Source organism: Amycolatopsis sp. A1MSW2902 (genome assembly GCF_017312175.1).
GTDB lineage: Bacteria > Actinomycetota > Actinomycetes > Mycobacteriales > Pseudonocardiaceae > Amycolatopsis > Amycolatopsis nivea.
The window spans coordinates 5,514,872-5,539,011 of the sequence record NZ_QJPO01000001.1 but is presented as its reverse complement, the minus strand read 5'-3'; the positions used below and the strand labels follow the sequence as shown (position 1 = coordinate 5,539,011).

At 68.1% G+C, this 24,140-nt stretch carries 17 protein-coding genes, 2 tRNA genes and 1 riboswitch; of the genes, 11 read left to right on the top strand and 8 right to left on the bottom strand.

Annotated features, from left to right (window positions below):
• Positions 1 to 98 precede the first annotated feature (98 nt).
• The 7 genes from DMP23_RS25380 (at position 99) to DMP23_RS25350 (ending at position 11,328) form a co-directional block, all read left to right on the top strand.
• Positions 99 to 3,431: a S8 family peptidase gene (locus DMP23_RS25380; protein WP_337822720.1), complete on the top strand. Its 3,333-nt coding sequence runs from the start codon at positions 99 to 101 to the stop codon at positions 3,429 to 3,431.
• 263 nt (positions 3,432 to 3,694) lie between these two features.
• Positions 3,695 to 4,735, top strand: coding sequence for a 3-isopropylmalate dehydrogenase (locus tag DMP23_RS25375; protein WP_337822719.1), 1,041 nt, complete (start codon positions 3,695 to 3,697; stop codon positions 4,733 to 4,735).
• Between the two features lie 27 nt (positions 4,736 to 4,762).
• Positions 4,763 to 4,844, top strand: a riboswitch (cobalamin riboswitch).
• 700 nt (positions 4,845 to 5,544) lie between these two features.
• The gene (locus DMP23_RS25370) at positions 5,545 to 6,618 is read left to right on the top strand and encodes a FecCD family ABC transporter permease (RefSeq protein ID WP_205670073.1); all 1,074 of its coding nucleotides are present in this window, start codon (positions 5,545 to 5,547) and stop codon (positions 6,616 to 6,618) included.
• The gene (locus DMP23_RS25365; protein ID WP_337822718.1) at positions 6,619 to 7,407 is read left to right on the top strand and encodes an ABC transporter ATP-binding protein; all 789 of its coding nucleotides are present in this window, start codon (positions 6,619 to 6,621) and stop codon (positions 7,405 to 7,407) included.
• Complete coding sequence (locus tag DMP23_RS25360) at positions 7,400 to 8,404, top strand: ABC transporter substrate-binding protein (RefSeq protein WP_337822717.1); 1,005 nt, start codon at positions 7,400 to 7,402, stop codon at positions 8,402 to 8,404. Before DMP23_RS25365 ends, DMP23_RS25360 begins: the two co-directional genes overlap by 8 nt.
• Before the next feature lie 210 nt (positions 8,405 to 8,614).
• Positions 8,615 to 10,279, top strand: coding sequence for a citramalate synthase (gene cimA / locus DMP23_RS25355; protein ID WP_337824448.1), 1,665 nt, complete (start codon positions 8,615 to 8,617; stop codon positions 10,277 to 10,279).
• A 278-nt stretch (positions 10,280 to 10,557) separates the two neighbouring features.
• Entirely contained in the window at positions 10,558 to 11,328 is a 771-nt protein-coding gene (locus DMP23_RS25350) for a fumarylacetoacetate hydrolase family protein (protein WP_037811749.1), read from the top strand.
• A 656-nt stretch (positions 11,329 to 11,984) separates the two neighbouring features.
• Here the strand turns inward: DMP23_RS25350 and DMP23_RS25345 are convergent.
• A complete protein-coding gene (locus DMP23_RS25345) occupies positions 11,985 to 13,223 on the bottom strand; it encodes an FAD-dependent oxidoreductase (RefSeq protein ID WP_134665566.1) in 1,239 nt (412 codons plus the stop codon).
• 1,254 nt (positions 13,224 to 14,477) lie between these two features.
• Between DMP23_RS25345 and DMP23_RS25340 the strand changes: the two genes are divergently transcribed.
• From DMP23_RS25340 to DMP23_RS25330, 3 genes are all read left to right on the top strand, one after another.
• Complete coding sequence (locus tag DMP23_RS25340) at positions 14,478 to 15,224, top strand: HAD family hydrolase (RefSeq protein ID WP_443111354.1); 747 nt, start codon at positions 14,478 to 14,480, stop codon at positions 15,222 to 15,224.
• Between the two features lie 49 nt (positions 15,225 to 15,273).
• Positions 15,274 to 15,345 (top strand) — tRNA-Gln (locus DMP23_RS25335).
• Positions 15,346 to 15,436: 91 nt separating this feature from the next.
• Positions 15,437 to 15,509: transfer RNA gene (locus DMP23_RS25330), tRNA-Glu, on the top strand.
• A gap of 76 nt (positions 15,510 to 15,585) precedes the next feature.
• Here the strand turns inward: DMP23_RS25330 and DMP23_RS25325 are convergent.
• Positions 15,586 to 16,641: an FAD-dependent monooxygenase gene (locus tag DMP23_RS25325; protein ID WP_337822715.1), complete on the bottom strand. Its 1,056-nt coding sequence runs from the start codon at positions 16,639 to 16,641 to the stop codon at positions 15,586 to 15,588.
• Between the two features lie 85 nt (positions 16,642 to 16,726).
• Between DMP23_RS25325 and DMP23_RS25320 the strand changes: the two genes are divergently transcribed.
• The gene (locus tag DMP23_RS25320; protein WP_337822714.1) at positions 16,727 to 17,215 is read left to right on the top strand and encodes a TetR family transcriptional regulator; all 489 of its coding nucleotides are present in this window, start codon (positions 16,727 to 16,729) and stop codon (positions 17,213 to 17,215) included.
• Here DMP23_RS25320 and DMP23_RS25315 read toward each other — a convergent pair.
• The 6 genes from DMP23_RS25315 to DMP23_RS25290 all read right to left on the bottom strand — a co-directional run bounded on the left by DMP23_RS25315 (position 17,212) and on the right by DMP23_RS25290 (position 24,116).
• The gene (locus tag DMP23_RS25315; protein ID WP_051728872.1) at positions 17,212 to 17,712 is read right to left on the bottom strand and encodes a MarR family winged helix-turn-helix transcriptional regulator; all 501 of its coding nucleotides are present in this window, start codon (positions 17,710 to 17,712) and stop codon (positions 17,212 to 17,214) included. The two genes, DMP23_RS25320 and DMP23_RS25315, sit on opposite strands and share 4 nt — an antisense overlap.
• A 156-nt stretch (positions 17,713 to 17,868) precedes the next feature.
• On the bottom strand, positions 17,869 to 18,777 hold the full coding sequence (locus DMP23_RS25310; protein ID WP_337822713.1) for a glycine betaine ABC transporter substrate-binding protein: 909 nt from the start codon (positions 18,775 to 18,777) through the stop codon (positions 17,869 to 17,871).
• A 33-nt stretch (positions 18,778 to 18,810) separates the two neighbouring features.
• Positions 18,811 to 19,695, bottom strand: a complete 885-nt coding sequence (locus tag DMP23_RS25305) for an ABC transporter permease (protein ID WP_037811739.1) — start codon at positions 19,693 to 19,695, stop codon at positions 18,811 to 18,813.
• Positions 19,688 to 20,914 (bottom strand): quaternary amine ABC transporter ATP-binding protein, encoded by a 1,227-nt coding sequence (locus DMP23_RS25300; protein WP_051728871.1) that lies wholly within the window; start codon positions 20,912 to 20,914, stop codon positions 19,688 to 19,690. Before DMP23_RS25300 ends, DMP23_RS25305 begins: the two co-directional genes overlap by 8 nt.
• 729 nt (positions 20,915 to 21,643) lie before the next feature.
• Positions 21,644 to 22,267 (bottom strand): HU family DNA-binding protein, encoded by a 624-nt coding sequence (locus DMP23_RS25295; protein ID WP_037811736.1) that lies wholly within the window; start codon positions 22,265 to 22,267, stop codon positions 21,644 to 21,646.
• 1,147 nt (positions 22,268 to 23,414) lie between these two features.
• A complete protein-coding gene (locus DMP23_RS25290; protein WP_009074079.1) occupies positions 23,415 to 24,116 on the bottom strand; it encodes an IclR family transcriptional regulator in 702 nt (233 codons plus the stop codon).
• Positions 24,117 to 24,140 lie beyond the last annotated feature (24 nt).

Sequence of the window (24,140 nt, the reverse complement as noted above, 5' to 3'; positions counted from 1 at the left end):
CGCCGTGAGAGCACGGTGCGGCGCCGGTGCTCACCGTCGGGGGTGCGAATGGGGAGCGCGGGCAGGTTCGTGATCCGGGCCTCGAGAAGGGGTTACTCATGAGCAGAACCCGGTTGCCCGGGTGGGCTGCCCGCTCGGTGGTCGTGGGTTCCGCGGTGGTGCTGGCGGCGGCTGTCGCCGTGCCCGCGGCGTCCGCGCAGGGCGCGCCGCTTGCCGAGCCGGTCGCTCCGGTGAAGGTCGACGCGAGCAAGGTCCAGGGCAAGCTTTCGCCCCGGCTGAGCGCGGCCCAGGGGCAGATCACCGCGTTCGTCGAGCTGGCCAAGAAGCCCGCGGTGGACGCGTTCAAGGAGGAGCAGGGCAAGGGCAAGGAGAAGGCCAAGCAGGCAGCGAAGGCGGCCAAGGCCGACGTCGCCGCGGCGGTCAGCTCCGTCGTCGGGCAGCTTCGGTCCGCGGACGCGGGCACGAAGCTGGTCACCCAGACGGCCAACGCGGTGCCCGGCGCCGTCGTCACCGCGGACGCGGCCAAGATCCGCCAGCTCGCGGAACGGCCGGACGTCGTCTCGGTGCGCACGGTCGTGCCGAAGAACCGCACCAACGCCAGCGCCGAACAGCTCACCAACACGCTTGCCAGCTGGCAGAAAACCGGCAAGTTCGGCGACAACATCCGCGTCGGCGTGATCGACGACGGCATCGACTACACCCACGCCGACTTCGGCGGACCGGGCACGCCCGAGGCGTACAAGGCGGTCGACCGCGCCAAGCCGTCGCCGCTGTTCCCGAGCGCCAAGGTGGTCGGCGGCACCGACCTCGTCGGCGACGACTACGACTCGGCGGGCAAGACCGGTTCGCCGACGCCGGTGCCGGACCCCAACCCGATCGCGTGCGGCGAGCACGGCACGCACGTCGCGGGCACGATCGGCGGCTTCGGCGTGAACGCCGACGGCAGCACGTTCACCGGCGACTACAAGAAGCTGAACAAGAAGACGCTCGACGCCATGCGGATCGGGCCGGGCACCGCGCCGAAGGCTTTGCTGTACGCGATCAAGGTGTTCGGCTGCAAGGGTTCCACGAACGTCACGTCGCAGGCGCTGGACTGGGCGCTCGACCCGGACGGCGACGGCGACTTCACCGACCATCTCGACGTCGTGAACCTGTCGCTGGGCAGCGACTTCGGCGCGCCGGACGACCCGGACTCGCTGTTCGTGCGCAAGCTCGCGCAGAACAACGTGCTGCCGGTGATCTCGGCGGGCAACGGCGGCGACATCAACGACATCGCCGGTTCGCCGGGCAACACCCCGGAAGCGCTCACCGTGGCCAGCAGCCGCGACGCGGGCGAGCTGCGGGACGCGATCGAGGTCAAGGCCCCGACCGCCGGCCAGCAGCCTGGTCAGTACAGCCAGGAGTACACCGGCTACGACACCCTCGACCTCACCGCTCCGGTGGTGCCGATCTCGGCGAGCAACAACGCCGGTTGCGCCGCCTATTCGGCTGAGGACAAGGCAAAGGTCGCGGGCAAGATCGCGTGGCTGGAGTGGGACGACAACGACGCCACCCGTCCGTGCGGTTCCGCGGCACGGGCCAACAACGCGCAGGCCGCGGGTGCCAAGGGCGTGCTGCTTTCGTCCACTGTGGAGCATTTCGGCGCGGGTATCGCGGGCAACGCGGCCGTTCCGATGTTCCAGCTCACCGGCAAGGCCACCCAGGCCGTGCGGGCGGGTCTGACCGCGGGCACGCTGACCGTGCGGCTGTACGGAGCCGGTCGGACCACGCTGCAGACCTATGACCAGTCCATCGTGGACACTCCCAGCTCGTTCACCTCGCGCGGCGGACGCGGTCCGTCGGTGAAGCCGGACGTCGCCGCGCCCGGCGACACGATCACGTCGGCGTTCCGCGGCAGCGGCAACGAGCGGCTGGTCATCTCGGGCACGTCGATGGCCGCGCCGCACACGTCGGGCATCACGGCGCTGGTCCGCCAGGCGCACCCGGACTGGAGCGTCGAAGAGGTCAAGGCCGACGTTGTGGGCACCGCGGTGCACGACATCACAGACGGAGCCGGGCACACCTACGGCCCGCAGCGCGTCGGGGCCGGCCGGATCGACGCGAAAGCCGCGCTGGACAACCAGGTTCTCGCGTATGTGCAGGACGACCCGGGCGCGGTGAGCGTCACGTTCGGCACCGTCGAGGCGGCTGGGCCGGTCACCTTGAGCAAGACGATCAAGGTGGTCAACAAGGGCGTCAAGGCGGCCGAGTACTCGGTGGGCTACGAGGCGGTCAACAGCCTGCCCGGCGTTGAGTACACAGTGGACAAGAGCTCGGTGAAGCTGAACCCGCGCGGGGTCGCGACGGTGAAGGTGACGCTGAAGATCACCGACCCGAAGGCGCTGCGCAAGGTTCTCGACCCGACCATGGCGGCTTCGCAGGCCGGGCTCGCCCGGCAGTTCGTTGCCGACGCCTCGGGCCGGGTCGCGTTCACCCCGAAGAACGGCGCGACCGTTCCGCTGCGGGTGGCCGTGTACTCGTCGCCGAAGCCGGTTTCGGCGATCACCACCCCGGCCGGCGTGCGCTTCGGCGCGAACGCCGACCAGGCCGTGCTGAACCTCGGCGGCAAAGGCATCGACCAGGGCAGCGGCTCCCAGCGGTACCGCTCGCTGATCAGCGTCCTCGAACTGCAGGCCGAATCGCCGCAGCTGCCGGAATGCGACTCGCACGTCACGTCCGACTGCACCCTCAACCGCACCGCGAAGGGCGGCGACCTGCGCTATGTCGGCGCGGCGTCAACGGCCCCGCTCGCCAAGGCGCAGGGGGAGCCGGAGAACGCGACGCTGGCGTTCGGCATCACGACCTGGAGCGATTTCGCGAACCTCGGCAGCAACACGGTGCCGTTCGTGGACATCGACACCACCGGCGACGGCAAGCCGGACTTCGAAACCTTCGTGACGAAGGCGACGGGGTCGGACGTGCTGCTCGTCAACACGGTGTCGCTGACCAAGCCGGGCAACCCGTCGGTGGACCTGCAGGCGATCAACGGGCAGCTCGGCGACGTCGACACCAACGTGTTCGACTCGAACGTGATGGTGCTGCCGGTCAGCATCGCCGCGCTCGGCATCGACCCGAAGGAGGCGTCGCACCGGATCAGCTACACGGTCGGCACCGCCGGGTACTACGTCGCGCCGGGTACCTCGAACGGGTTGATCGACCAGGTCAGCACTCCGCTGTCGTTCGACGTGCTCGCACCGGCGTACTCCGCGCAGGGCGGCGGCGACGCGGCGCTGGGCTACGTCGCCAAGCCGGGCACGGCTCTGGTGGTCAACCGCAACAGGGCCGCCGTCGCCGGGGACAAGGCGAAGGGCCTGCTGGCGATCGAGCACCACAACGCGGCCGGGCAGCGCGCCTCGGTCGTGCGGATCGAATCGCAGTTCCCGCGCGGCTGACCCTGGTTCACCCTTTGAGGGGAACTTGAAGGGTGCCGCGCAGGCGGCCGCATAGCGGGACGCGGGGGCTTGCCAAGGCTGTCCGGCCTGGGCAAGCCCCCGTTTCCGTTCGCCCGAACGGGTGTCTCACCCTGTGGGAGGATGCGGCATAAGGGTGGTGCGGCTACGGCACCTTGTCTACGGCCGGTAACCTTCCGCTGCTGGCGTTTTTGTGCGAATGGGCCATCGGTGCGCCCGGTGGCCTGGGCTACGGAGGTGTGTGGATGCGGCTCGCGGTGATCCCAGGGGACGGGATCGGGCCCGAGGTGGTCTCCGAGGCGCTCAAGGTGCTCGGTGAGGTAGCACCGGCGGCGGAGATCACGAACTACGACCTCGGCGCCTCGCGGTGGCACGCCACCGGGGAGCTGCTCCCGGAGTCGGTGCTCGGCGAACTGCGCCAGCACGACGCGATCCTGCTCGGCGCGGTCGGCGACCCGACGGTGCCCAGCGGAATCCTCGAGCGCGGCCTGCTGCTGCGGCTGCGGTTCGAACTGGACCACCACGTGAACCTGCGCCCGGCGCGGCTGTACCCCGGAGTGCGCGGCCCGCTGGCCGATGCCGGGGACGTCGACATGGTCGTGGTGCGCGAAGGCACCGAAGGCCCGTACGCGGGCAACGGCGGCCTGCTGCGCAAGGACACCGAGCACGAGATCGCCACCGAGGTCAGCGTCAACACGGCCTTCGGCGTGCGGCGCGTGGTCGCGGACGCGTTCAACCGCGCCGAAGAGCGGCCGCGCAAGCACCTCACGCTCGTGCACAAGACCAACGTGCTGGAGCACGCCGGTTCGCTGTGGTCGCGGATCGTCGAAGAGGTTTCGCTGGAGCACCCGGACGTCACCGTCGCGTACTCGCACGTGGACGCCGCCACGATCCACCTGGTCACCGACCCGTCGCGGTTCGACGTGATGGTCACCGACAACCTTTTCGGCGACATCATCACCGACCTCGCGGCCGCGGTGACCGGCGGCATCGGCCTCGCGGCCAGCGGGAACCTCGACATCACGCGCCGGAACCCGAGCATGTTCGAGCCGGTGCACGGCAGCGCTCCGGACATCGCAGGCCAGGGCCTCGCGGACCCGACCGCCGCGGTGCTGTCGGTGTCGCTCCTGCTGGACCACCTCGGCCAGAAGGAAGCGGCACGGCGGATCGAGGCCTCGGTGGCGTTCGATCTCGCCACGCGCGACCAGGCGTCCCCCGGCGCGACCCAGGCGATCGGCGACCGCCTCGCGGCGCTCGTCTCGTCCAACGCGCGTCAGGCCGGCTGACCGCCTGATTTTTTCGGACCCCGCCGCGGAAGCCGGTCGAATTCCGGCGCTGACCCGCAACGGTAGGCCTTCGGCTCCCTCTCCCGGGAGCCGAAGGCGAGCCCGATACCGGCGGAGGTTCCTCGAACCTCGTCCCCTCCCGTCGTGGTCTGCGGGAGACGACACTCCCGCCGCCGGCGGCTGCCGTCTTTTGCGGGCCCAATGTCTCGATTGGGTCGTCGCCGGTGGTTTTTTCTGAAGGACGTTCTGCTTCTCCCGAGCCCGTGGTCGACGAGGCCAGGGATTCGCCGGTTTCCGGCGACGGTGGTTCTGGTGTTTCGCCGTCCAGCGGTGATGGAGGTACGCGCGGCTCGAGCCGGCAGGGTGGTTCTGCTCCCGCGGGCTCGCCACTTCGCGGCGACTCGGGGCAGTGCGGCGAGTCGCCGATCGGTGAGTTGCAGGCCGACAACTCGGCTCGCCGTGAGTTGGGTGGCTCCGGGGCTCGCGATGTCTCGCCGTTGGACGGCCAATCCTTGGGGGAGGGGCGGGGTTCGCCGTTGACTGGCGAATCTCAGAGCCGACCGGTTGTGTCGCCGTGGACTGGCGAATCTCAGAGCCAGCGGGTGGCGTCGCCGTTGAGTGGCGAATCCCCGGGCGAACGGGCTGTGTCGCTGTCGAGTGGCGAACCTGAGAGCCAGCCGGTTACGTCGCCGTTGGGTGGCGAACCCGAGAGCCAGCGGGTCCCGTCGCCGTCGAATGGCGAACCCCAGCACAAGCAGGTTGTGTCGCCGTTGAGTGGCGAATCGCAGGGCCAGCAGGCTGTGTCGCCGCTGAGCGGCGAATCCCAGGTCGGGGCCGTAGCCGTTCAGCGGCGACGGCCGTTGACGCCGGTGCTGCTCGGGCTTGGGGTGGCGTTGCTCGGGTCGATCGTCATCGCGGTCGGGATCGGGACGGTGGCGGTACCGGTCACTCACACGTGGGCCTTTCTCCGCGCTGGGTTGTTCGGCGGGACGATCAGCCCGGACGAGGTCGGGGAGTACCGGATCATCTGGGACCTTCGGCTTCCTCGCGTTCTGCTCGCGGTGGTCGTCGGTGCGGGGTTGTCGACAGTGGGCGTCGCGATTCAAGCGATGGTGCGCAACGCGCTCGCCGAGCCGTACGTGTTGGGGATTTCTTCTGGCGCGTCCGTCGGCGCGACGGCGGTGACGTTGTTCGGCGTCTTCGCGTCGCTCGGGATCTACGCGTTGTCGGTCGGGGCGTTCGTGGCCGCGCTCGCCGCAACTTTGATCGTTTACCTCGTCGCCCGTACGCGGCAAGGGCTCACACCGCTGCGTCTGGTGCTCACCGGAACGACGTTGTCTTATGGGTTCTTCGCGATCACCACGGTCATCGTCTTCCAAGCGCCGAACGGCGAGGCCGCGCGGTCGGCGCTGTTTTGGCTTCTCGGCAGCCTCGCCGGCGCGAATTGGGGCACGCTGCCGGTCGCCGCGATCGTGGTGGTCGGCGGGGTTTTGTTGTTGCTGGCGCTGGCCGGTCGGCTCAACGCGCTCGCCATGGGCGACGAAGCGGCGACGACTCTCGGCGTTGACGTCGGGAAACTGCGGATCCTCCTGTTCATCGTTTGTGCTGCCATGACGGGGGTTCTGGTGGCGGTGAGCGGGGCGATCGGGTTTGTCGGGCTGATCCTTCCGCATCTGGTGCGGCTGGTCGTCGGTGCCGATCATCGCCGGGTGCTTGCCGTGGCACCGCTGGCCGGTGCGGTTTTCCTGGTGTGGGTGGACGTCGCGGCGCGGGTGCTCGCCGCACCCGAGGAGTTGCCGATCGGGGTGCTGACCGCGGCGGTCGGGGTACCGGCCTTCCTGCTGTTGATGCGTCGTCGCGCCTACGTGTTCGGAGGTGCGTGAATGGACCTCTCGCTCAACGGCGTCAGCGTGACCGCGGCCGGTCGCACGCTGGTCGAAGACGTGACCCTCGAAGCACGGCAAGGTCAGTTCGTCGGACTGCTCGGCCCGAACGGCAGCGGAAAGTCGACGACTCTGCGCGCCGTCTGCCAAGTGCTCAAGCCGTCGGCCGGAGCTGTTTTGGTCGACGGTCGACCGCTGGATGGCATGGCACCGCGGAAGCGGGCGCGCGCGATCGCCGCGGTCGCGCAGGAATCGCACGCGGAGTTCGACTTCACCGTCGCAGAAGTGGTGGCGATGGGTCGAATGCCGTATCACGGCCTGCTCGACCGCATGAGCGCGACCGACCACCGGTTGTGCGCCGACGCGCTGGCCCAAGTGGGTCTGGCGCACCTAGCCGAGCGAGGCGTGCTCACCTTGTCCGGCGGCGAACGGCAGCGGGTGCTGATCGCGCGTGCACTCGCGCAGCAGCCCCGGATCCTGGTGCTCGACGAGCCGACTAACCATCTCGACATCCGGCACCAGCTCGAAGTCCTCGCGCTCGCACGCACCAGCGGACCTACGGTGCTGGCCGCACTTCACGACTTGAACCTCGCCGCCGCCGTGTGCGACGTGGTGCACGTGCTCGACCGCGGCCGTCTCGTCGCGAGCGGAACCCCGGCGGAGGTGCTCACGCCCGCTCTGCTCGCCGAGGTGTTCGGCGTGCGCGGGCATGTGGTGCCGCATCCCGCTACGGGCCGTCCGCAGTTGTTGTTCGACCTGCTCGAGTCCCAGGAGGACAGTCATGCGTAGGACAGTCGCGTTGCTCGTGACGGTCGCCCTCGTCGCCACCGGATGCGGCGCTCAAGTGTCCGAAGGGGACAGTCGAGCCGCACCGGCCGGGTTTCCGGTGACGGTGACCAATTGCGGGTCGTCGTTGACCGTGTCCAAACCTCCTTCTCGCGTCGTGACGAATGACATCGGCATCACCGAGTTGATGTTCGCGCTCGGCCTGGGCGACCGGATGGCCGGTTACGTGGTCGACAAAGGACAGTCCGGCGGCGTCGCCTCGTCGCCGTGGAAAGCCGATTTCGCCAAGGTGCCCAAGCTCGCGGAGAAGATCAACCGTGAGGTGGTGCAGGGCGCGGGAGCGGACCTCGTATTCGCGGGCTGGAACTACGGCTTCTCGGAAGCAACCGGGTTCACCCCGGACTCCCTCGCGAAGCTGGGCATCTCCAGCTACTTGCTCACCGAGGCCTGCCGCAACGGCAATGGCAAGCAACGGGGCATCATGCGACCGCTCGACGCGCTGTACACAGACATGCGCAATCTGGGGAAAATTTTCGGAATCAGTGATCGTGCAGAACGTTTGATCGAAGAGTACCGCGCACGGGTCGCCGCTGTCACGAACGCGGTCCCGGCGGGACGGCCGAAACCCAAGGTGTTCCTCTACGACGACGGCCGTGACCAGCCATTCACCTCCGGACGCAACGCGGGCCCGGACGAAATCATCACCAAATCGGGTGGTGCCAACATCTTCGCCGACCTCAACGACAGCTGGACCAGTGTCAGCTGGGAAGCCGTGATCCAGCGAGCGCCGGACGTCATCCTCATCAACGACTACGGCGGCGAGGTTGGCAGCGTGGCCGACAAGGAGAACTTCCTCCGCTCGCGTCCTGGCCTGCGCGACATCCCAGCGGTGAAGGAAGGACGCTTCTTCGCGCTGCCGTACGCGGCTTTGGTGGAGGGGCCGCGAAATGCGGCCGCGGTCGAGGAATTCGGCCGCTACCTGGCGAAACTGTCCGGCTGACGACTCTCAGAAGGTGGGATGCTTCGCCCGGCGTTTGGAAGCCGGGCGAAGCTGTGGCATGATGGCCGACATGACCGCCATCTCCGTCATTATTGCCTTGCGCGCCGGATAGACGCTCCACAAGAGCTACCGGCGCGCAACCTCTCGCACCCATGCGGGAGGTTTTTTTGTTGCCTGGACCAGGTTCTGCCCCGCCACAAGGAGAACACCGTGACCCGCACGGAACCCGCCGGCACGCCGCTCGGCGATGCCTTCCACCTCTACGACACCACTTTGCGCGACGGTGCTCAGCGCGAAGGGATCACCTACTCCGTCACGGACAAGCTGGCTGTTGCGCGGCTGTTGGACGAGCTGGGGGTCGGGTTCATCGAGGGCGGCTGGCCGGGTGCGTTGCCGAAGGACACGGAGTTCTTTTCCCGCGCGGCACAGGGAGAATTGCCGCTCAAGCACGCTGCGCTGGTTGCGTTCGGATCCACCCGCAAGGCCGGAACTGCGGCCGACAAGGATCCGCAGGTCCGTGCGCTCTTGGACTCGGCGGCCCCGGTTGTCACGTTGGTGGCCAAATCGGACCTTCGGCACATTGAGCGAGCGCTGCGGGTCGACGTCGACGAGGCATGCGCGATGGTGCGGGACACAGTCGCTTTCCTCGTCGGCGAAGGACGACGCGTTTTCCTTGACGCAGAACACTTTTTCGACGGTTATGCCTTCTCTTCCGAAACCTCGCTGCGGGTGCTCGACGCTGCGGCGCACGCTGGCGCGGACGTTCTCGTGCTGTGCGACACCAACGGTGGGCAGTTACCGCTGGGGCTTGCCGAAACCGTAGGCGAGATCAAGGAAAAGACCGGATTCCGGCTCGGAATCCATTGCCAGGATGATACTTCCTGTGCCGTAGCGAATTCTGTCGCTGCGGTACAGGCCGGTGCGACGCACGTGCAATGCACCGCGAACGGCTACGGGGAGCGGGCAGGCAACGCCGACCTGTTCGCCGTAGCGGGAAACCTCGTGACCAAGCTCGGAATGGACGTCCTCCCGACCGGAGGAGCCGCCGAGCTCACTCGCGTCTCCCATGCTTTGGCCGAAATCGCCAACCTCGCACCCGACACCCACCAGGCTTACGTCGGGTCGTCCGCTTTCGCCCACAAGGCGGGGCTGCACGCGAGTGCGATCAAGGTGGATCCGTTGTTGTACAACCACATCGATCCGTCTTCCGTCGGCAATGGCATGCGAGTACTGGTCACAGAGATGGCCGGCAGGGCCAGTCTCGAGCTCAAGGGACGTGAACTCGGGGTCGACCTTGCCGGCCGGCCCGACGCACTCACGAACGCGGTGCGGAAGGTGAAAGAACTCGAATCGGAAGGCTGGTCGTTCGAAGCGGCCGACGCGTCGCTGGGGCTGTTGCTGCGCCGCGAGGTCGAGGAGGTTTCCGGCGAAAAGTCGGATCCGCCGCCGTTCGAGCTCGAGTCGTACCGGGTGGTGCTGGACCACCGCCAGGACGGCGAAGTCGTCTCCGAGGCGACGGTGAAGGTGCACGTCGCGGGCGAGCGAGTCATCGCGACCGCCGAAGGGAACGGCCCGGTGCACGCCCTCGACGCGGCGCTGCGCCAGGCGTTGACGCCATATCTGTCCTGGTTGGACAGCATGGAGCTGGCTGATTACAAGGTGCGGATCCTGCCGTCGAACCCAGGGACGGACGCCGTCACGCGGGTGCTTCTCGAAACTAGCGACGGCGAACACGAATGGACGACGGTGGGCGTGCACGGCAACATCGTCGAGGCGAGCTGGCTGGCGTTGTGCGACGCGTTGGTGCACAAGAGCCTGGCAGTCGCGTCGGAACCGTCGGTGCCCGAGCTGGGGGTGGCTGCTGTGGGCGGGTGATTCCGGCTTTCCTGCTGGGGGCGTCGAGGCTTTCGGGTCTGGCCTTCGTGCGGGTGGTATTACGGCTCACAATCGGGTCGTTGGTGGCCGTGCGTGCTGGTGCTGAGGCTGGCTTGTATTTGCGGTCGTTTCTGGCCGGTGCGATGGGTCCTTTCGCGCCAGTTGTGTCACGTCAGGTCACCTGGTGCGAGGGGTCCGTTCGTGCGGAATGGAGCGAGGGGGACTGTCGCGCACGCTCGGGGTGCGCGACAGTCGGTGGGGGTACGTAGACTGGGGCCGTGCGTCTAGCTCGTATTGCTCATCCCAGTGGTGTCGCGTTCGCTTCGATCGAGGGGGACGGCGACGATGCCCAGGTCCTCGAGATCGCGGAACATCCGTTCGGCCAGCCGAACTTCACCGGCAAGCGCTGGCCGCTCGCCGACGTCCGGCTGCTCGCGCCGATCCTGCCGTCGAAGGTGATCGCGGTCGGCCGGAACTACGCGAAGCACGCGGCGGAGTTCGGCAACGAGGTGCCGTCCGCGCCGATGCTGTTCATCAAGCCGTCCACGACGGTCGTCGGGCCGAATGCTCCGATCCGCCGTCCGTCGGATGTCGGACGCGTTGACTTCGAGGGCGAACTCGCGGTCGTCATCGGACAGCCGGTCAAGAACGTGCCCGCGGCCCGCGCGGCCAGTGCGATCCTCGGCTACACGGTCGCGAACGACGTGAGCGCGCGCGACCTGCAGAAGTCCGACGGCCAGTGGGGTCGGGCGAAGGGGTTCGACACGTTCTGCCCGCTCGGTCCGTGGATCGACACGTCGATCGACCCGTCCGACCTGGCGCTCCGCAGCGAGGTCGACGGCGAACTGAAGCAGGACGGACGTACCTCCGACCTCGTGCACAAGGTGCCCGAACTGGTCGAGTTCGTGTCGCGGGTGATGACGCTCCTTCCCGGCGACGTGATCCTCACCGGCACGCCGGAGGGGGTCGGTCCGATCGTCAACGGGCAGTCGGTGTCCATCACGATCGACGGCATCGGGACTCTGACGAACCCGGTTCAGGACCTCTGAGCTGGGTGTCGCCGTTTAGTGGCGACAGCGGCTCGGCGGAGTGCGTTCGGGCGTTGCCGTTTAGTGGCGAATCCCTAGTCGGGGCTGGTTTTCTGGCTGCCGGGGTGAAGCTGCGGCGGCTTGGGCTGTTGCCGTTCGGTGGCTAGTGCCTGGGTTGGTGGCAGCCGTTGCCGTTGAGCGGCGAGAGGTGATCGCTGCTCTGGCGGGAGCGGCGGGTGTTGTTGCCGTTGAGCGGCGAGTGGTCGGCGTTGTCGCCGCGAGGCGGCGAGAGGTGACTGGTGATCGGGCTGGCTAGTGGTCAGCGCTGTTGCCGGTGAGTGGTGAATGGTCGCTGGCGCTTCGCTTGGCGAGCGGTCGGCGCCGTTGCCTCGGAGCGGCGAAAGACGATCGGTGCTGAGCTGGCTGGGAGTCGGTGCCGTCGCCGGTAGGTGGCGAGAGCGCAGCTGATCGTCAGTTGGCGAGTTGGTGGCGTTGTTGCCGTTGGGTGGCGAGAGCGCTGATGGTCAGTCGGCGGGTCGTTGGCGTTGTTGCCGCTGGGTGGCGAAACGCATTCCCGTCGTCGGCTTTGCCCACCGGCGGGTGATGCCGGTGGGCGGGTGCGTCGCGTGGGCGAGAGGTGCTCGGTCTTGCCGGTTGGTGGCGAATCCAGTGAGGGCTTAGCGGCTGGCCGGTTCTGCTGGGCGGCGGGCGAAGGCTGGGGCGGATTCCCGGCGGATGCCTACGCCGATGAGGTACGCCGGGACTCGAGCGAGTTTCGGGAAGCGCCTGAGCAGGGCGATCAATTGTGCGGGCGGGCCGTCGGCGTGGCCGGTCATTACGGGGCCCATTACGCGGCGGTGGAGAAGGCGTTGCAAGCCCTGAACGGCGACGGTCGGCAGGAGGCGACGGCGGCGGACTGCGGTGAGGTCCTTTTCGGTCGGTTTGCCGCGGAGGAGCGGCTCGGCCAGTAGCCTCGCGGCCGCGACGGCGTCTTGGACCGCCAGGTTGATTCCGACGCCGCCGACTGGGGACATCGCGTGGGCGGCGTCTCCGATGCACAGCAGGCCGTCGACGTGCCAGCGGTGCAGGCGGTTGAGGCGGACGTTGAGGAACTTGACGTCGTCCATGGACTTCAGTTCGTGCACTCGGTCGGCGAATTCCGGGCAGACCTCGGTGACGTCGCGGCGGAAGCTTTCGATGCCGGCGTCTTTCAGGTCCTTGCCCTTCGGCGTGAGGTAGGCGATCTGGTAGTAGCCCTTGCGTGGCAACGGCACTGCGAAACGGTGGTTGCGCATCCTCGGCATGAGCGTGGCTTCCTGTTCCTCGGGCTTCCGGGAGAGGCGGAACCACCAGGCGTCGAACGGGGTGTAGTACTCGCGCGGGGTGAGGCCGGCTGAGCGGCGGGCCAGGGACCAGCGGCCGTCGGCGGCGAGGACCAGGTTGGCTTTCAGTTCGCCTTCGGTGCCGTCTGCGGTGCGGTAGCGGACGCCGGTGACTCGGCGGCCCGAGCGGAGCAGGCCGGTCATTTCGGTTTCGAGGCGCAGGGTGAAGGTCGGCTCCTTCTGCGCTGTCTCGGCGAGCAGGTCCAGGAAATCCCATTGGGGGACCATCGCCACATACGGGCGGGGGACGTTCAGCAGGGACATGTCGGCGAGGGTCAGCGCGTCGCCGTCGGGAGTGGGGAGTCCGACGGTGGTCACCTTGGTGTGCGGGAGCGCTTCGAATTTCTCGCCCAGGCCCAGCTCGTCCAGGAGCCTGAGGGTGGACGGGTGGACGGTGTCGCCGCGGAAGTCGCGGAGGAAGTCTGCGTGCTTTTCCAGCACGGTTACCTCTACGCCTGCTCGGGCCAGCAGCAAACCCGCCACCATGCCTGCTGGTCCGCCGCCGACTATGACGCAGCCCGTGTGCTCGGTCATCTTCCCCAGCTCCCTCTTATTCATCGCCTGTTGAATAACACTGAGGATGCACCTTGGGCGGAGGGTGCGTCAAGTCGGCCGATGGGGTGGGGGTCAGGCGTGGGGTGGGTGTCGGGGAGTGCGGTTGGGGTCGGAGTTGGCGGAGGCTTCGGGCGGGCGAGGCAGGCAAGGCAGGCAAGGCAGGCATGCGAGGCAAGCGAGGCAGGCAAGGGGGGCCAGGCAAGGCAAGTGAGGCAGGCAAGGGGGGCCAGGCAAGGCAAGTGAGGCAGGCAAGGGGGGCCAGGCAAGGCAAGTGAGGCAGGCAAGGGGGGCCAGGCAAGGCAAGTGAGGCAGGCAAGGGGGGCCAGGCAAGGCAAGTGAGGTAGGCCAGGCAGGCAGGCAGGCAATGCGAGGCAGGCATGCAACGCGAGGCGGGCAGGCAAGGCGAGCGGGAGAGGGGTTGCCTCAGCGGCGATGGGCAGCAGCGGCGGGGTCGAGAGCATGTTTGCCCACCGGGGATCGCGATCAGGATCGGCTTTGCCCGCCCGGGATTGTGGGCGGGATCGGCTTTACCGCCGGGGGTTGTGGGCGGGATCGGTTCTGTCCACCGGGGATCGTGGTCGGGATCGGCGGGGCGCGGTGTCTTCAGGGAGAGCACGGGAACTGCCACTGGCTGGTGTCGGCAGCGGAGTTGATGTAGTCCGCGGGAGGCCAGAATGTGGGGAGTTTGCGTAATGGCACGTGGTTCGCGTATGTGGATCTCCGGCGGGATGACGGGTCGCTGCCATCTGGCCGGAAAGGTCACGGCGACGGTATTTCCGGAAAGGATTTCGGGTGGTTAGTTCGGTCGCGGAACTTATGCGTGGTTGTTGTTGCTTTGAGGACAGTCAAGGCTGAGGACGGCCGACTTTGTGAGCGGGGAAAGGGTTGTGGCTACAGGGTTTCGAGGCGGATGCGGGAGGGGGCAGTGGGGCGAGCACCGAGGGGGACCGTTCGGAATTGGTAAGTTTTCGAAGGGGAGCGTGGAGTAAGCGGCTTTCACCCGCTCGGCCCTCTGGGGCGGTGGTGAACGTCACGGGGCGGACACTTTGTGCACCGGCGGTAGAGCCGGTCAGCGGCAACGGCTCTGGGGTAATCACCTTTTTGGCCGCGTTGCGAACGCGGCGAGTGCCCTAGCCTCACGGGGTGGATTTCGCCCCGGCCGCTCTGTCGCGTGCTCGTACTGCCCCGCCGGCCGCTGCCGGTCGCGAACCGTGGGCTCCTCCTGAGTTGAGTCTGGTTTGCCTCGACATCGATGACACGTTGATCGACTGCACCGCCGCGATCCGGCGTACGTTGCACGCGCTCACGGGGCGCGACGATCTTTGGCCGTTGTGGGATTTGATCACCGAGGAGCACGTCGCGCTCGTGGTGGCGGGGAAACTCGGTTACGACGTCATGCATCACCGGCGTACTGAATGTTTCCTCGCCGAGTTGGGGATCTTCGGCGACTCCGCGCAAGTGAGCGCGTTCGAGGCGCGCCGGCGGGAGATTCTGGCTCGGTCCTGGCGGTTGTTCGACGATGTTCTTCCTTGCCTGGAATGGCTGCGCGCCGCGGGGCTTCAGCTGGCCGCCGTGACGAACGCCTCAGGGGTTCATCAGCGGCAGAAAATCGCGGAACTCGGGCTGGCGCCGTATTTCGACCACGTCGCGATCGCGGGGGAGGTCGGGGTCGCGAAACCCGATCCGGTGATGTTCCACTCGGTCTGCCTGGCGCTGGACTGCCCGCCGGAGCGCACGGTGCACGTCGGGGACAAGCTCGACACCGACGCGATCGGCGCGTTCGAAGCCGGGCTCGGCGCGGTCTGGCTCGATCGCGACGGGACCAGTCGCACCGGCGAGCGGGCGCCTGAGGGGGTGCACACCGTGGCGGGGCTCGGCGAGCTTCCTGAGCTGCTGGTTTCGGAGTACGCGACGGTCGGCGTGCCTGCCCCGCGGGCGGCGGGGACCCCCGCTGCGACGGTCCGCGGCGGGATGTTCTAGTATTTCTTCTCGTGCGGCACTGACCTGGGCAACCGGGAAAGTACCTCACTGGGGTATGGTGTAATTGGCAGCACGACTGGTTCTGGTCCAGTTAGTCTAGGTTCGAGTCCTGGTACCCCAGCTGCAGAGAGGACCCCCTCTCGGAAGTGCGAAAATCGCTTCTGGTAAGTTCTCTCTCGCAAGAAACGCCCCGGAAACGGGGAAGTTCCTAAGCCCCCGTCGTCTAGCGGCCTAGGACGCCGGCCTCTCACGCCGGTAGCGTGGGTTCGAATCCCATCGGGGGTACAGCCAGCCCGGTTGATCGATTAAAGATCAACCGGGCTTTGTTGTATTCGGCGGGAAAACCCAGGGCAATCCGCGATCACTCCTGCGCGCCGCCGAACATCGCTGCCGCCGCGCGGCCATTCGCCTGGTTTTCGGTCACATACGGCCGGAGTTCGGCCTCGTACTTGGCGAAAGCTTCCGGGTATGGAGCGTCCGCCAGATGCCGGGCCAGCGAACGGGTGCCGAGCAGGGCCTGCGAGGTGCCCATGCCCGCCGTCGGCGCGGCGCAGTATCCGGCGTCTCCCACCAGGGCGATGCGGCCGGTCGACCAGTGGTCCAGGTATATCTGGGTGCTCGAGCTGAAGTAGAAATCCGCGGCTTCCGACATCGCCTCGAGCAGGCGCGGCGTGTGCCAAGCGTCACCGGCGAAGGCGGCGCGGGTCGCTGCTTCCTGGTCGGCACGGGGGAGACGGTCCAGGGCTCCTGAGGTCGTTCCGAAGGACAGGCTGACCGTCAGGCGGTCGGGATCCGCTGAGTTGAACAAGTAGACCGCAGTGCCGTCGGCGGTGCGGAGGAGGCCGCTGTGGTCCAAGTTCAGGAAGTTCGGCATGGTGAAGCCCGCGCCGGAAAGGCCGAGGTGCTGCAGTACTGCTGAGTGCGGGGCGAAGGCCAGTTGGCGGACCTTCGAGTACACGCCGTCCGCGCCGAAGACCAGGTCGTAGGTCTCCGCGGAACCGTCGGTCAGTTCGGCGGTCACGGCGGCCTCAGTTTGCGTCAGCGACGTGATCGAGGTGCCGAAGCGGTACTCGACATGATCTACAGTCAGGGCGTACAGCAGCTCGTTCAGGACGTGCTTGGGCACTTCCAGCTCGCCCGCGAAAGCTTCGGCGGGCAGCAGGTCTACCTGGGTGCCGTCGCGGTCGACGATGGCGGTGCCGGTCATTTTCGTGTCGTGCCGGCGGACGTTGTCGAGAATGCCCAGCTCGGCGAGGACATCGAAGGCGGCGCCGCGGAAATCCACGGCGTAACCGGTGTGCCGGAGGGCGGGGGCGCGTTCGACGATCGTCACGCGGTGGCCGGCGCGGGTGAGCAGCTCGGCGAGGGTGGTGCCGGCGACGCCGGCACCGGAGATCAGGACGTTCGAGGAGGTCATGGGAGAGACCGTAGCCAAGGTTTGTCCATTTGGTCAAACCGTTTGGATAAACCATCTGGACAAGACTTGGGCTAGGCTGGGCGCCATGGGTAATCGCGAGGATCTGCTGGCCGGGGCGAAGCGCTGCTTGATCGAGCGGGGCTGGGGCACCACGACGGTGCGCGACATCGCGGCCGCCGCGGGGGTCAGTCACGCGGCGATCGGCTACCACTTCGGGTCGCGGGACGCGTTGCTGACGCAGGCGCTGGTCGCGGCTGTCGACGAGCTGGGCGGTCAGGTCGCGGATTCGTCCTTCGACCTGTCCGAGCAGGGGCTGAGCCGGCTGATCGACAGCTTCGGCGAGCACCGGGCGCTGTGGGTCGCGCAGCTCGAAGCGCTCGTGCGGGCCGAGCGGTCACCGGACGTGCGCCGGCATCTCGTGCAGGGGCTGCGGGAGGCGCGCGCGGGGGTCGGCGGGGCGGTGCAGAGCGCGTTGGTGATCGGGCTGATGGTGCAGTGGCTGCTCGACCCGGAGGAGGCCCCGTCGGCGAAAGAAGTCACCGACGGGATTCGCGCGGTGGCAGCGGAAAGCTAGACCCAGACGGAGTCGGCCGGGTTTCCGGCGGGCGGTTCGCCGCCTGCTTCGGCGAACGCGGTCAGCGCGTCGACCAGGCCGCGGCGGGCCGATTCGGGCATCTTCTCCACGACGGCGGCGATTTCGCGCCGCCGCCGTTGGGTGACGACGCGGACGATCCGGTCGCCTTCCTGAGTGAGTTCGATGACGACCTCGCGCCGGGACGACGGATTGCCCAAACGGGCGACCAGCTCGACGGCGACCAGCCGGTCGATCATCCGGCTCGCGGTGGACGGCGTGACGCCGAGATGTTCGGCGAGCGCGGCCTGTTTCAGCGGGCCGCGGGAATGCAGCACCACCAGGAGCCGGAATTGCGGCATCGTGATGAGGTCGCCGACGGAGGCGATGGACCGCGCGGACACCGCGACGAGCAGCCGCGAAGCGGTGAGCACGGCTTCGGTGACCGCGTCGACGTCGTCGGGTACGTCGGTGCGAGCGGAGATCGGCGCGCGAGACATATGCCCAGTGTGCCGCATCTCGCGGCGGATTCCGCTCGATAACGGTGCTGGGCAACGAATCAGGGGGAATCGGGCCGTCCCGGCTGCCCGGCCGGCGGGAAAAAGAAACGACCCCGCGTCCCGGCGAACGGGAGGCGGGGTCGTTCCGGAGCCTGCTCAGAGACCGGCGAAAGCCTGGTCCACGAACTGCTTGTGCTGATCCGCCCACTGCTTGGCGGCGGTCTTTTCCTGGCCCTTCGGAGCCTTCTGGATCGCGTCCTCGAGCGAACCGAGGTCCTCGTCCGACATCTTCAGCTTCTTGGCCACGCCGGCGAGCGCCGGGAAGTCCTTCTCGAAGCCCTTGCGGCCCAGCGCGTGGATCTGCTCGCCCTTGCCCATCGCGCCCTTCGGGTCCTGGAGATCCTTGAGCTGGTAGCGCGAGCACGCCCAGTGCGGGTGCCACAGCGTCACGACGATCGGCTTCTTCGCCTTGATCGAGCTGTCGAGCGCGGCCAGCATCGCGGTGGTCGACGAGTTCTGCAGGGTCATCGCGCCGTCGAGGCCGTACTGCGGGATCGCGTTCTTCTGCACGATGCCCGTCTCGCCCGCGCTCGCCTCGATGCCGGTGATCTTGCCGCCGAACATGCTCGCCTTGTCCTTGAGGTCGGCGATGCTGTTGACGTCCTTCACGTAGTCCGGCACGGCGAGGTTCAGGGTCGCCTTGTCGTACCAGACGCCGAGGTCCTCGAGCTGGTTCTTGTACTGGTCCCAGTACTGCTTGTGCGTCGCGGGCAGCCACGAGTCGAGGAACAGGTCGACGTCGCCCTTCGCGAGACCCGCGTAGATCGGGCCGACGTCGAGCATCTGCGTCTTGACCTTGTAGCCCTTCTCCTCCAGCACCGCCTGGTACAGGTTGGTGAGGGCGACGTCCTCGTCCCAGTTGATGTAGCCGATGGTGACGCTCTTGGCTTCCTGGCTGTTGCCCGACTGGGACTCCCGGCCGCCGCACGCCGCGGTGAGGCCGACCAGGGCCGTCACGGCGGCGCCGATGGCGATGATCCGGCCGAAGCGTTTCGATGTGCGCACTCGTTCGTCCTTTCTCGTTGCGGTGGAGGTGGATCAGGCCGCGTCGGCCCGGCGGAGGGCGCGGCCCACCGCCGAGCGCGCCCCGAGCGAAGAGGTGAGCCGGTCGAGGTAGATCGCCAGCACGACCACGCTGAGACCGGCTTGGAAACCCAGGTCCAGCTTGAGGCTCGTGACCGCGGCGTACACCTCGGCGCCGAGTCCCGGAGCGCCGACCATGCCGGAGATCACGACCATCGACAGCGACAGCATGATGATCTGGTTGATCCCGGCCATGATCGACGGCATCGCGAGCGGGATCTGGATCTCCCGCAGGATCCGCCGCGGCGGCGAGCCGAACGCCTCGCCCGCCTCGACCATTTCCGGGTCGACCTGGCGGATGCCGAGTTCGGTCAGCCGCACGCCCGGCGGCAGCGAGAACACGACAGTCGCCACCACGCCCGGCACCGCGCCGATCGAGAAGAAGAAGATGACCGGGATCAGGTACACGAACGCGGGCAGCGTCTGCATGAAGTCCAGCACCGGCTTCACGATCCGGCTCACTGTTTCGTTGCGCGCGGCCGCGATCCCGACCGGCACCGCGATCACCACCGCGACCACGCCGGAAATCAGCACCTGCGAAAGGGTCTGCATCGCGGAGGGGAACTCGCGGAGGCTGTCGATGAGCGCGAACCCGATCGCCGAGCCGAGGCCGAACTTCCAGCCTCGCAGCCACCAGCCGAGCGCCGCGAAGATCACGAGCAGCACGGGCCACGGCACCCAGGTCAGGGCCGAGGAAAGGCCGTTGATCGCACCGCTGACGACGGTTTCGACGAAATCGAAGAACGGGCCGATGTTGCCCTGCAGCCAGTCGATGATCGCCTTGAACCAGGTGCCGACGGGAATCTGCGGCAGATCGCCGAAGAGGACGCTGTCAGACACGGGCGTTCACCTCCTGTTCGTCGTTTTCTCCTGAGCTCAGCGCGTTCAGCAGCGCCTCCCGGGTCACCGCGCCGAGCAGCGCGCCCTCGGCGTCGACCACCGCGAGCGGCGCGGGCGCGGAAGCGGCGTGGCCGAACAGTTCGGCCATCTGGGTTTCCGGGCTGGTGCGCGCGGCGGAACGGTCGACGAGGCCGGCGATCGTTTCCGTGCCGTTGTCGGCGGCTTCGCTCACCGCGCGCCGGTCGACCGCGCCGGCGAACTTGCCGTCCTCGGTCACCAGCACGCCGGAGAGTTCGTTCCGGCGCATCGTTTCCAGCGCTTCGGCGACGGTCGTGGCCGGGGTGAACGAGATGTCCGCGGGCGCCATCACGGCGGACGCGGTGAGCACCCGGGAACGGTCGACATCGCGGACGAACTTCGCGACGTATTCGTCGGCCGGTTCGGTGAGCATCTCCTGCGCGGTCGCGACCTGCACGATCCGGCCGTCGCGCATCATCGCGATCCGGTCGCCGAGGCGCATGGCCTCGTTGAGGTCGTGCGTGATGAACACGATCGTTTTGCCCAGCTGCCGCTGCAGCGTCAGGAGCTGGTCCTGCATCTCCTTGCGGATCAACGGGTCCAGCGCGCTGAACGCCTCGTCCATCAGCAGGATCTCGGTGTCCGCGGCCAGCGCGCGGGCGAGGCCGACGCGCTGGCGCATCCCGCCGGAAAGCTGACCGGGCAACCGGTCCTCCCATCCGGTGAGCCCGACCATCTCGAGTGCTTCGGCGGTGCGTTCGCGCTGCCGCTCGCGCGGAGCGTTCTGCACGCTCAGCCCGTAGGCGACGTTCTCCGCGACCGTGCGGTGCGGGAACAGCGCGAAGTGCTGGAACACCATGCTCATCCGCCGCTGGCGCAGCTCGCGCACCTCGCTCGCGGACTTGTCGGTCAGGTCGATGTCGTCGACCAGTACCCGCCCGGAAGTGGCCGGGAGCAATCCGTTCAGCGTGCGCAGCAGGGTCGACTTGCCCGAACCGGACAGTCCCATCACCACGAAAATTTCGCCGCGCTCCACGGTGAAGGAGGCGTCGATCACCGCCGCGGTCACGCCGGGCAGCTCCAATTCGGCGCGGTCGGCGCCGTTCTCCAGCTTGCCGACCGCTTCTTCCGCCCGGCGGCCGAACACTTTGTACAGCTTCTCCACACGAACTATCGGCACAGTCGTCTCATGTTCTCGCATTCGGGGTCCTTGCCGGGCGTCATGATTGCATAGACCAACAGTGATCGGAGCCGATCGCGCGACCGCTTCACCGATGACGGCCGGTTTTCGTGGCCCGGCACCCACTTTCGCGGGCGCGGTGCGCGCGCCCGCGAGACACCGGTGCGGCGGCGGGGAAAAGACGGTGTGCGCTGGCGAAACCAGTCCGGATTCGCCGGTTCGCCCGACTGGATTACCGGTGGCGACAGTGCGTGGTTGTCACGTTCGCATAACAACCCGAAAGTCTGTTGTGGACCTTGCGCGGCCTGGGTGATCGCGGACACCTGGCGGCCACGCATGGTGCCGGGCCGGACACGGCAAGGAAACCCCGGAGACCGTTTCGCGCGGGCGTTCGCACTTGCTTGGGGGAACAGGTGATCGACTGGAGGCGGCGGCGAGATGGCCGGTGCGATCGGGAAAACGCAGAGGCGTTCCCTCGATTTCCTTCGCGCTGCGCCGTTGTGATGCGGCGGGGACAATGCCCGCCGCTGCGACCCAGCTGTCGCTTCATGGTCCGGGAGAGCCGTACGGGCAAGCGTGCCAACGGATCTTGACGGTCGACGCGCTGCTGGGGAATCGGGGTCGTCCGTGCGCCGTTTGCTCCGAATGCCGGAGAGCGCATGCGGCGCGGGAAAAAAGGGCAGAGATGCGGCAAGCCCCGCCCGGGGAGAAGCCGGGCGGGGCTTGCGGTCTGCTTCCGGAGAAGCGGAGTTACTTCTTCTTCGCGGCCGAGGTGCGCTTGGCCGGAGCCTTCTTCGCGGTCGCCGTGGTCTTCTTGGCGGCCGGCTTGGCGGCGGCCTTCGCCCGCGTGGTGGTGGCCTTCGGAGCCGCCTTGGCCGCGGTGGCCTTGGTGGCGGTCGCCTTGGCGCGGGTGGTGGTGGCCTTCGCGGCGGTGGCCTTGGCGGGAGCCTTGGCCGCGGTGGCGCGGGTGCGGGTGGCGGCCGGCTTGGCGGCGGTGGCCTTGGCGCGAGTGGTGGTCGTCGCCGTGGCGCGGGTGGCGGTCGCCTTCGCGGTGCTGGCGGTCGCACGCTTCACGGCAGTCGCCTTCGGCAGCTTCTTGGAGCCGGAGATGACGTCCTTGAACGTGGTGCCCGCGCGGAACGCCGGAACGTTGGTCTTCTTGACCCGCACGGCTTCGCCGGTGCGCGGGTTGCGCGCGGTGCGGGCGGCACGAGCGCGCTTTTCGAAGACTCCGAAGCCGGTGATGGTGACCTTTTCGCCCTTGTGGACGGTGCGGATGATGATGTCGACGAGACCGTCGACGGCTTCCGCGGCTGCCTTCTTGTCGCCGATGCGCTCCGACAGAGCTTCGATCAGCTGGGCCTTGTTGGCCATTCCAGTTCCTCCAACCAGAACTTGTTTTATACGGCCATACAGGCCGAACGCAGTCATTATCACCCATAGACTTCGCAAGTCCAATCGGGACCTGCCTTTTTCGTTGCCGTGTCGGCTAACCGGAGAGTGGGCGAGCCGCCCGAAGCGCCGGATTCTTTCACTGGCCGGAAGACCCGCGAGAGTGCTTGCGGCACCGGCAAAGTCGCATGTGGACAGCCGCTGGCCTGCGGTTTTGCCTTTTCTTGAGGTGTCGTGGCTGAGTGCGGCGGGGGCGCTCGGAGGGCCCGTGCAGCGGCCGGACGGTCTACTGAGGACGATCGAAAACCGCGCGAAAAAGGCTGCCTCGCACGGGCGTGGCGGAGCGGGGGCTGGGCGACAGAGGCGTTCCGCGGGGCGTCGTGGTTGGCGGCGGGGAGGGTCTTCGGGAGGGGCTTGAGGTCGTTCGATCGGGTCGGTGCGGCGGCGGGGGCGGGGAATCGCGCGGCGGGGCGGAATCGTTCGCGGTGCCGGGTTTGGGTTCGGCTGCGGGGTGCGTTGGGTTCGCGGGACGTCGCGTCGGTGGGATCGGTTGTGGGGGAAGGGCGGTTCTTGGCGGGGTGGCGGAGAGGTGGTTGGGGCTTTGGGTTCGTCGCGTGGGGTGAGGGGTGCGGCTTCGCGTTAGGGGAGGGCTGTCGGGGAAGGGTTGAGCGGCGGAGTCGTTCCCCGGGTGCTTCGGCGGCGGTGCTTTGGGTCTGGCTGTCGGGTGGGGTGTGTTCGCGGTAACCCGCGTCAGGATTGTCGATGGGAAAAGGCTGCCTCCTTCCGGTGCGGTGGAGCGGCGGCTGGGGTGGGCGGGCTTTGGATTCGGGTCTGACGGCGGGCGTCGATGTGAAAAGGCCGCCTCCCGCCGGGGTGGAGGAGAGGCGGTCGGGGCTTTGGGTTCGTCGCGTGGGGCGAGGGGAGCTGCCTTGTGTGAGGGGAGGGCTGTCGGGGAAGGGCTGAGCGGCGGAGTCGTTCCCCGGGTGCTTCGGCAGTGGCGCTTGGGGTCTGGCCGTCGGGCGGGATGTGTTCGCGGTAACCCGCGTCAGGGGGCGTCGATGTGAAAAGGCCGCCTCCCGCCGGGGTGGCGGAAGGCGGCCTGGGGTTGGCGCGTGGTGGGAGGCGGGCGTTAGAGGCGTTCCTGGAGCGCGTCGGCGGCGGCGAGGAGATCGGCCGCCCACCGGGCGCCGGGCTTGCGCCCTATGCGTTCGATCGGGCCGGAGACCGATACCGCGGCGACGACGGTTCCGGAGGAATCGCGCACCGGGGCGGAAACGCTCGCGACGCCGGGCTCGCGTTCGGCGACGCTTTGCGCCCAGCCGCGGCGGCGGACTTCGAGCAGAGTGCGTTCGCCGTAAACCGCGTCGGCGAGGATCGTCCGTTGCGTGTGCGGATCCGACCACGCGGCAAGGACCTTCGCGCCCGAGCCCGCCGTCATCGGCAGGCGCGAGCCGATCGGAACCGTGTCGCGCAAACCGCTCGGCGGCTCCGCGGTCGAAACGCACACGCGCTGCACGCCGTCGCGCCGGTAAAGCTGAACGCTTTCGCCGGTGATGTCCCGGAGCTTCGGCAGCACCGAACTCGCCGCGTCGAGCAACGGGTCGGTCGACCCGCCCGCGAGTTCGGCGAGCGCGGTGCCCGGCCGCCAGCGCCCGTCCGGGCCGCGCCGCAACAGGCGATGCACCTCGAGCCCGACCGCGAGCCGGTGCGCGGTCGCGCGCGGAAGCCCGGTGCGCGTGCACAGTTCCGCCAGCCCGCACGGGTCCTCGGCGACGGCCTGCAGCACGGCCACGGCTTTGTCCAGTACTCCGATACCGCTATGCTGTCCCACGACGCGATACTATCTTCCCGCAGT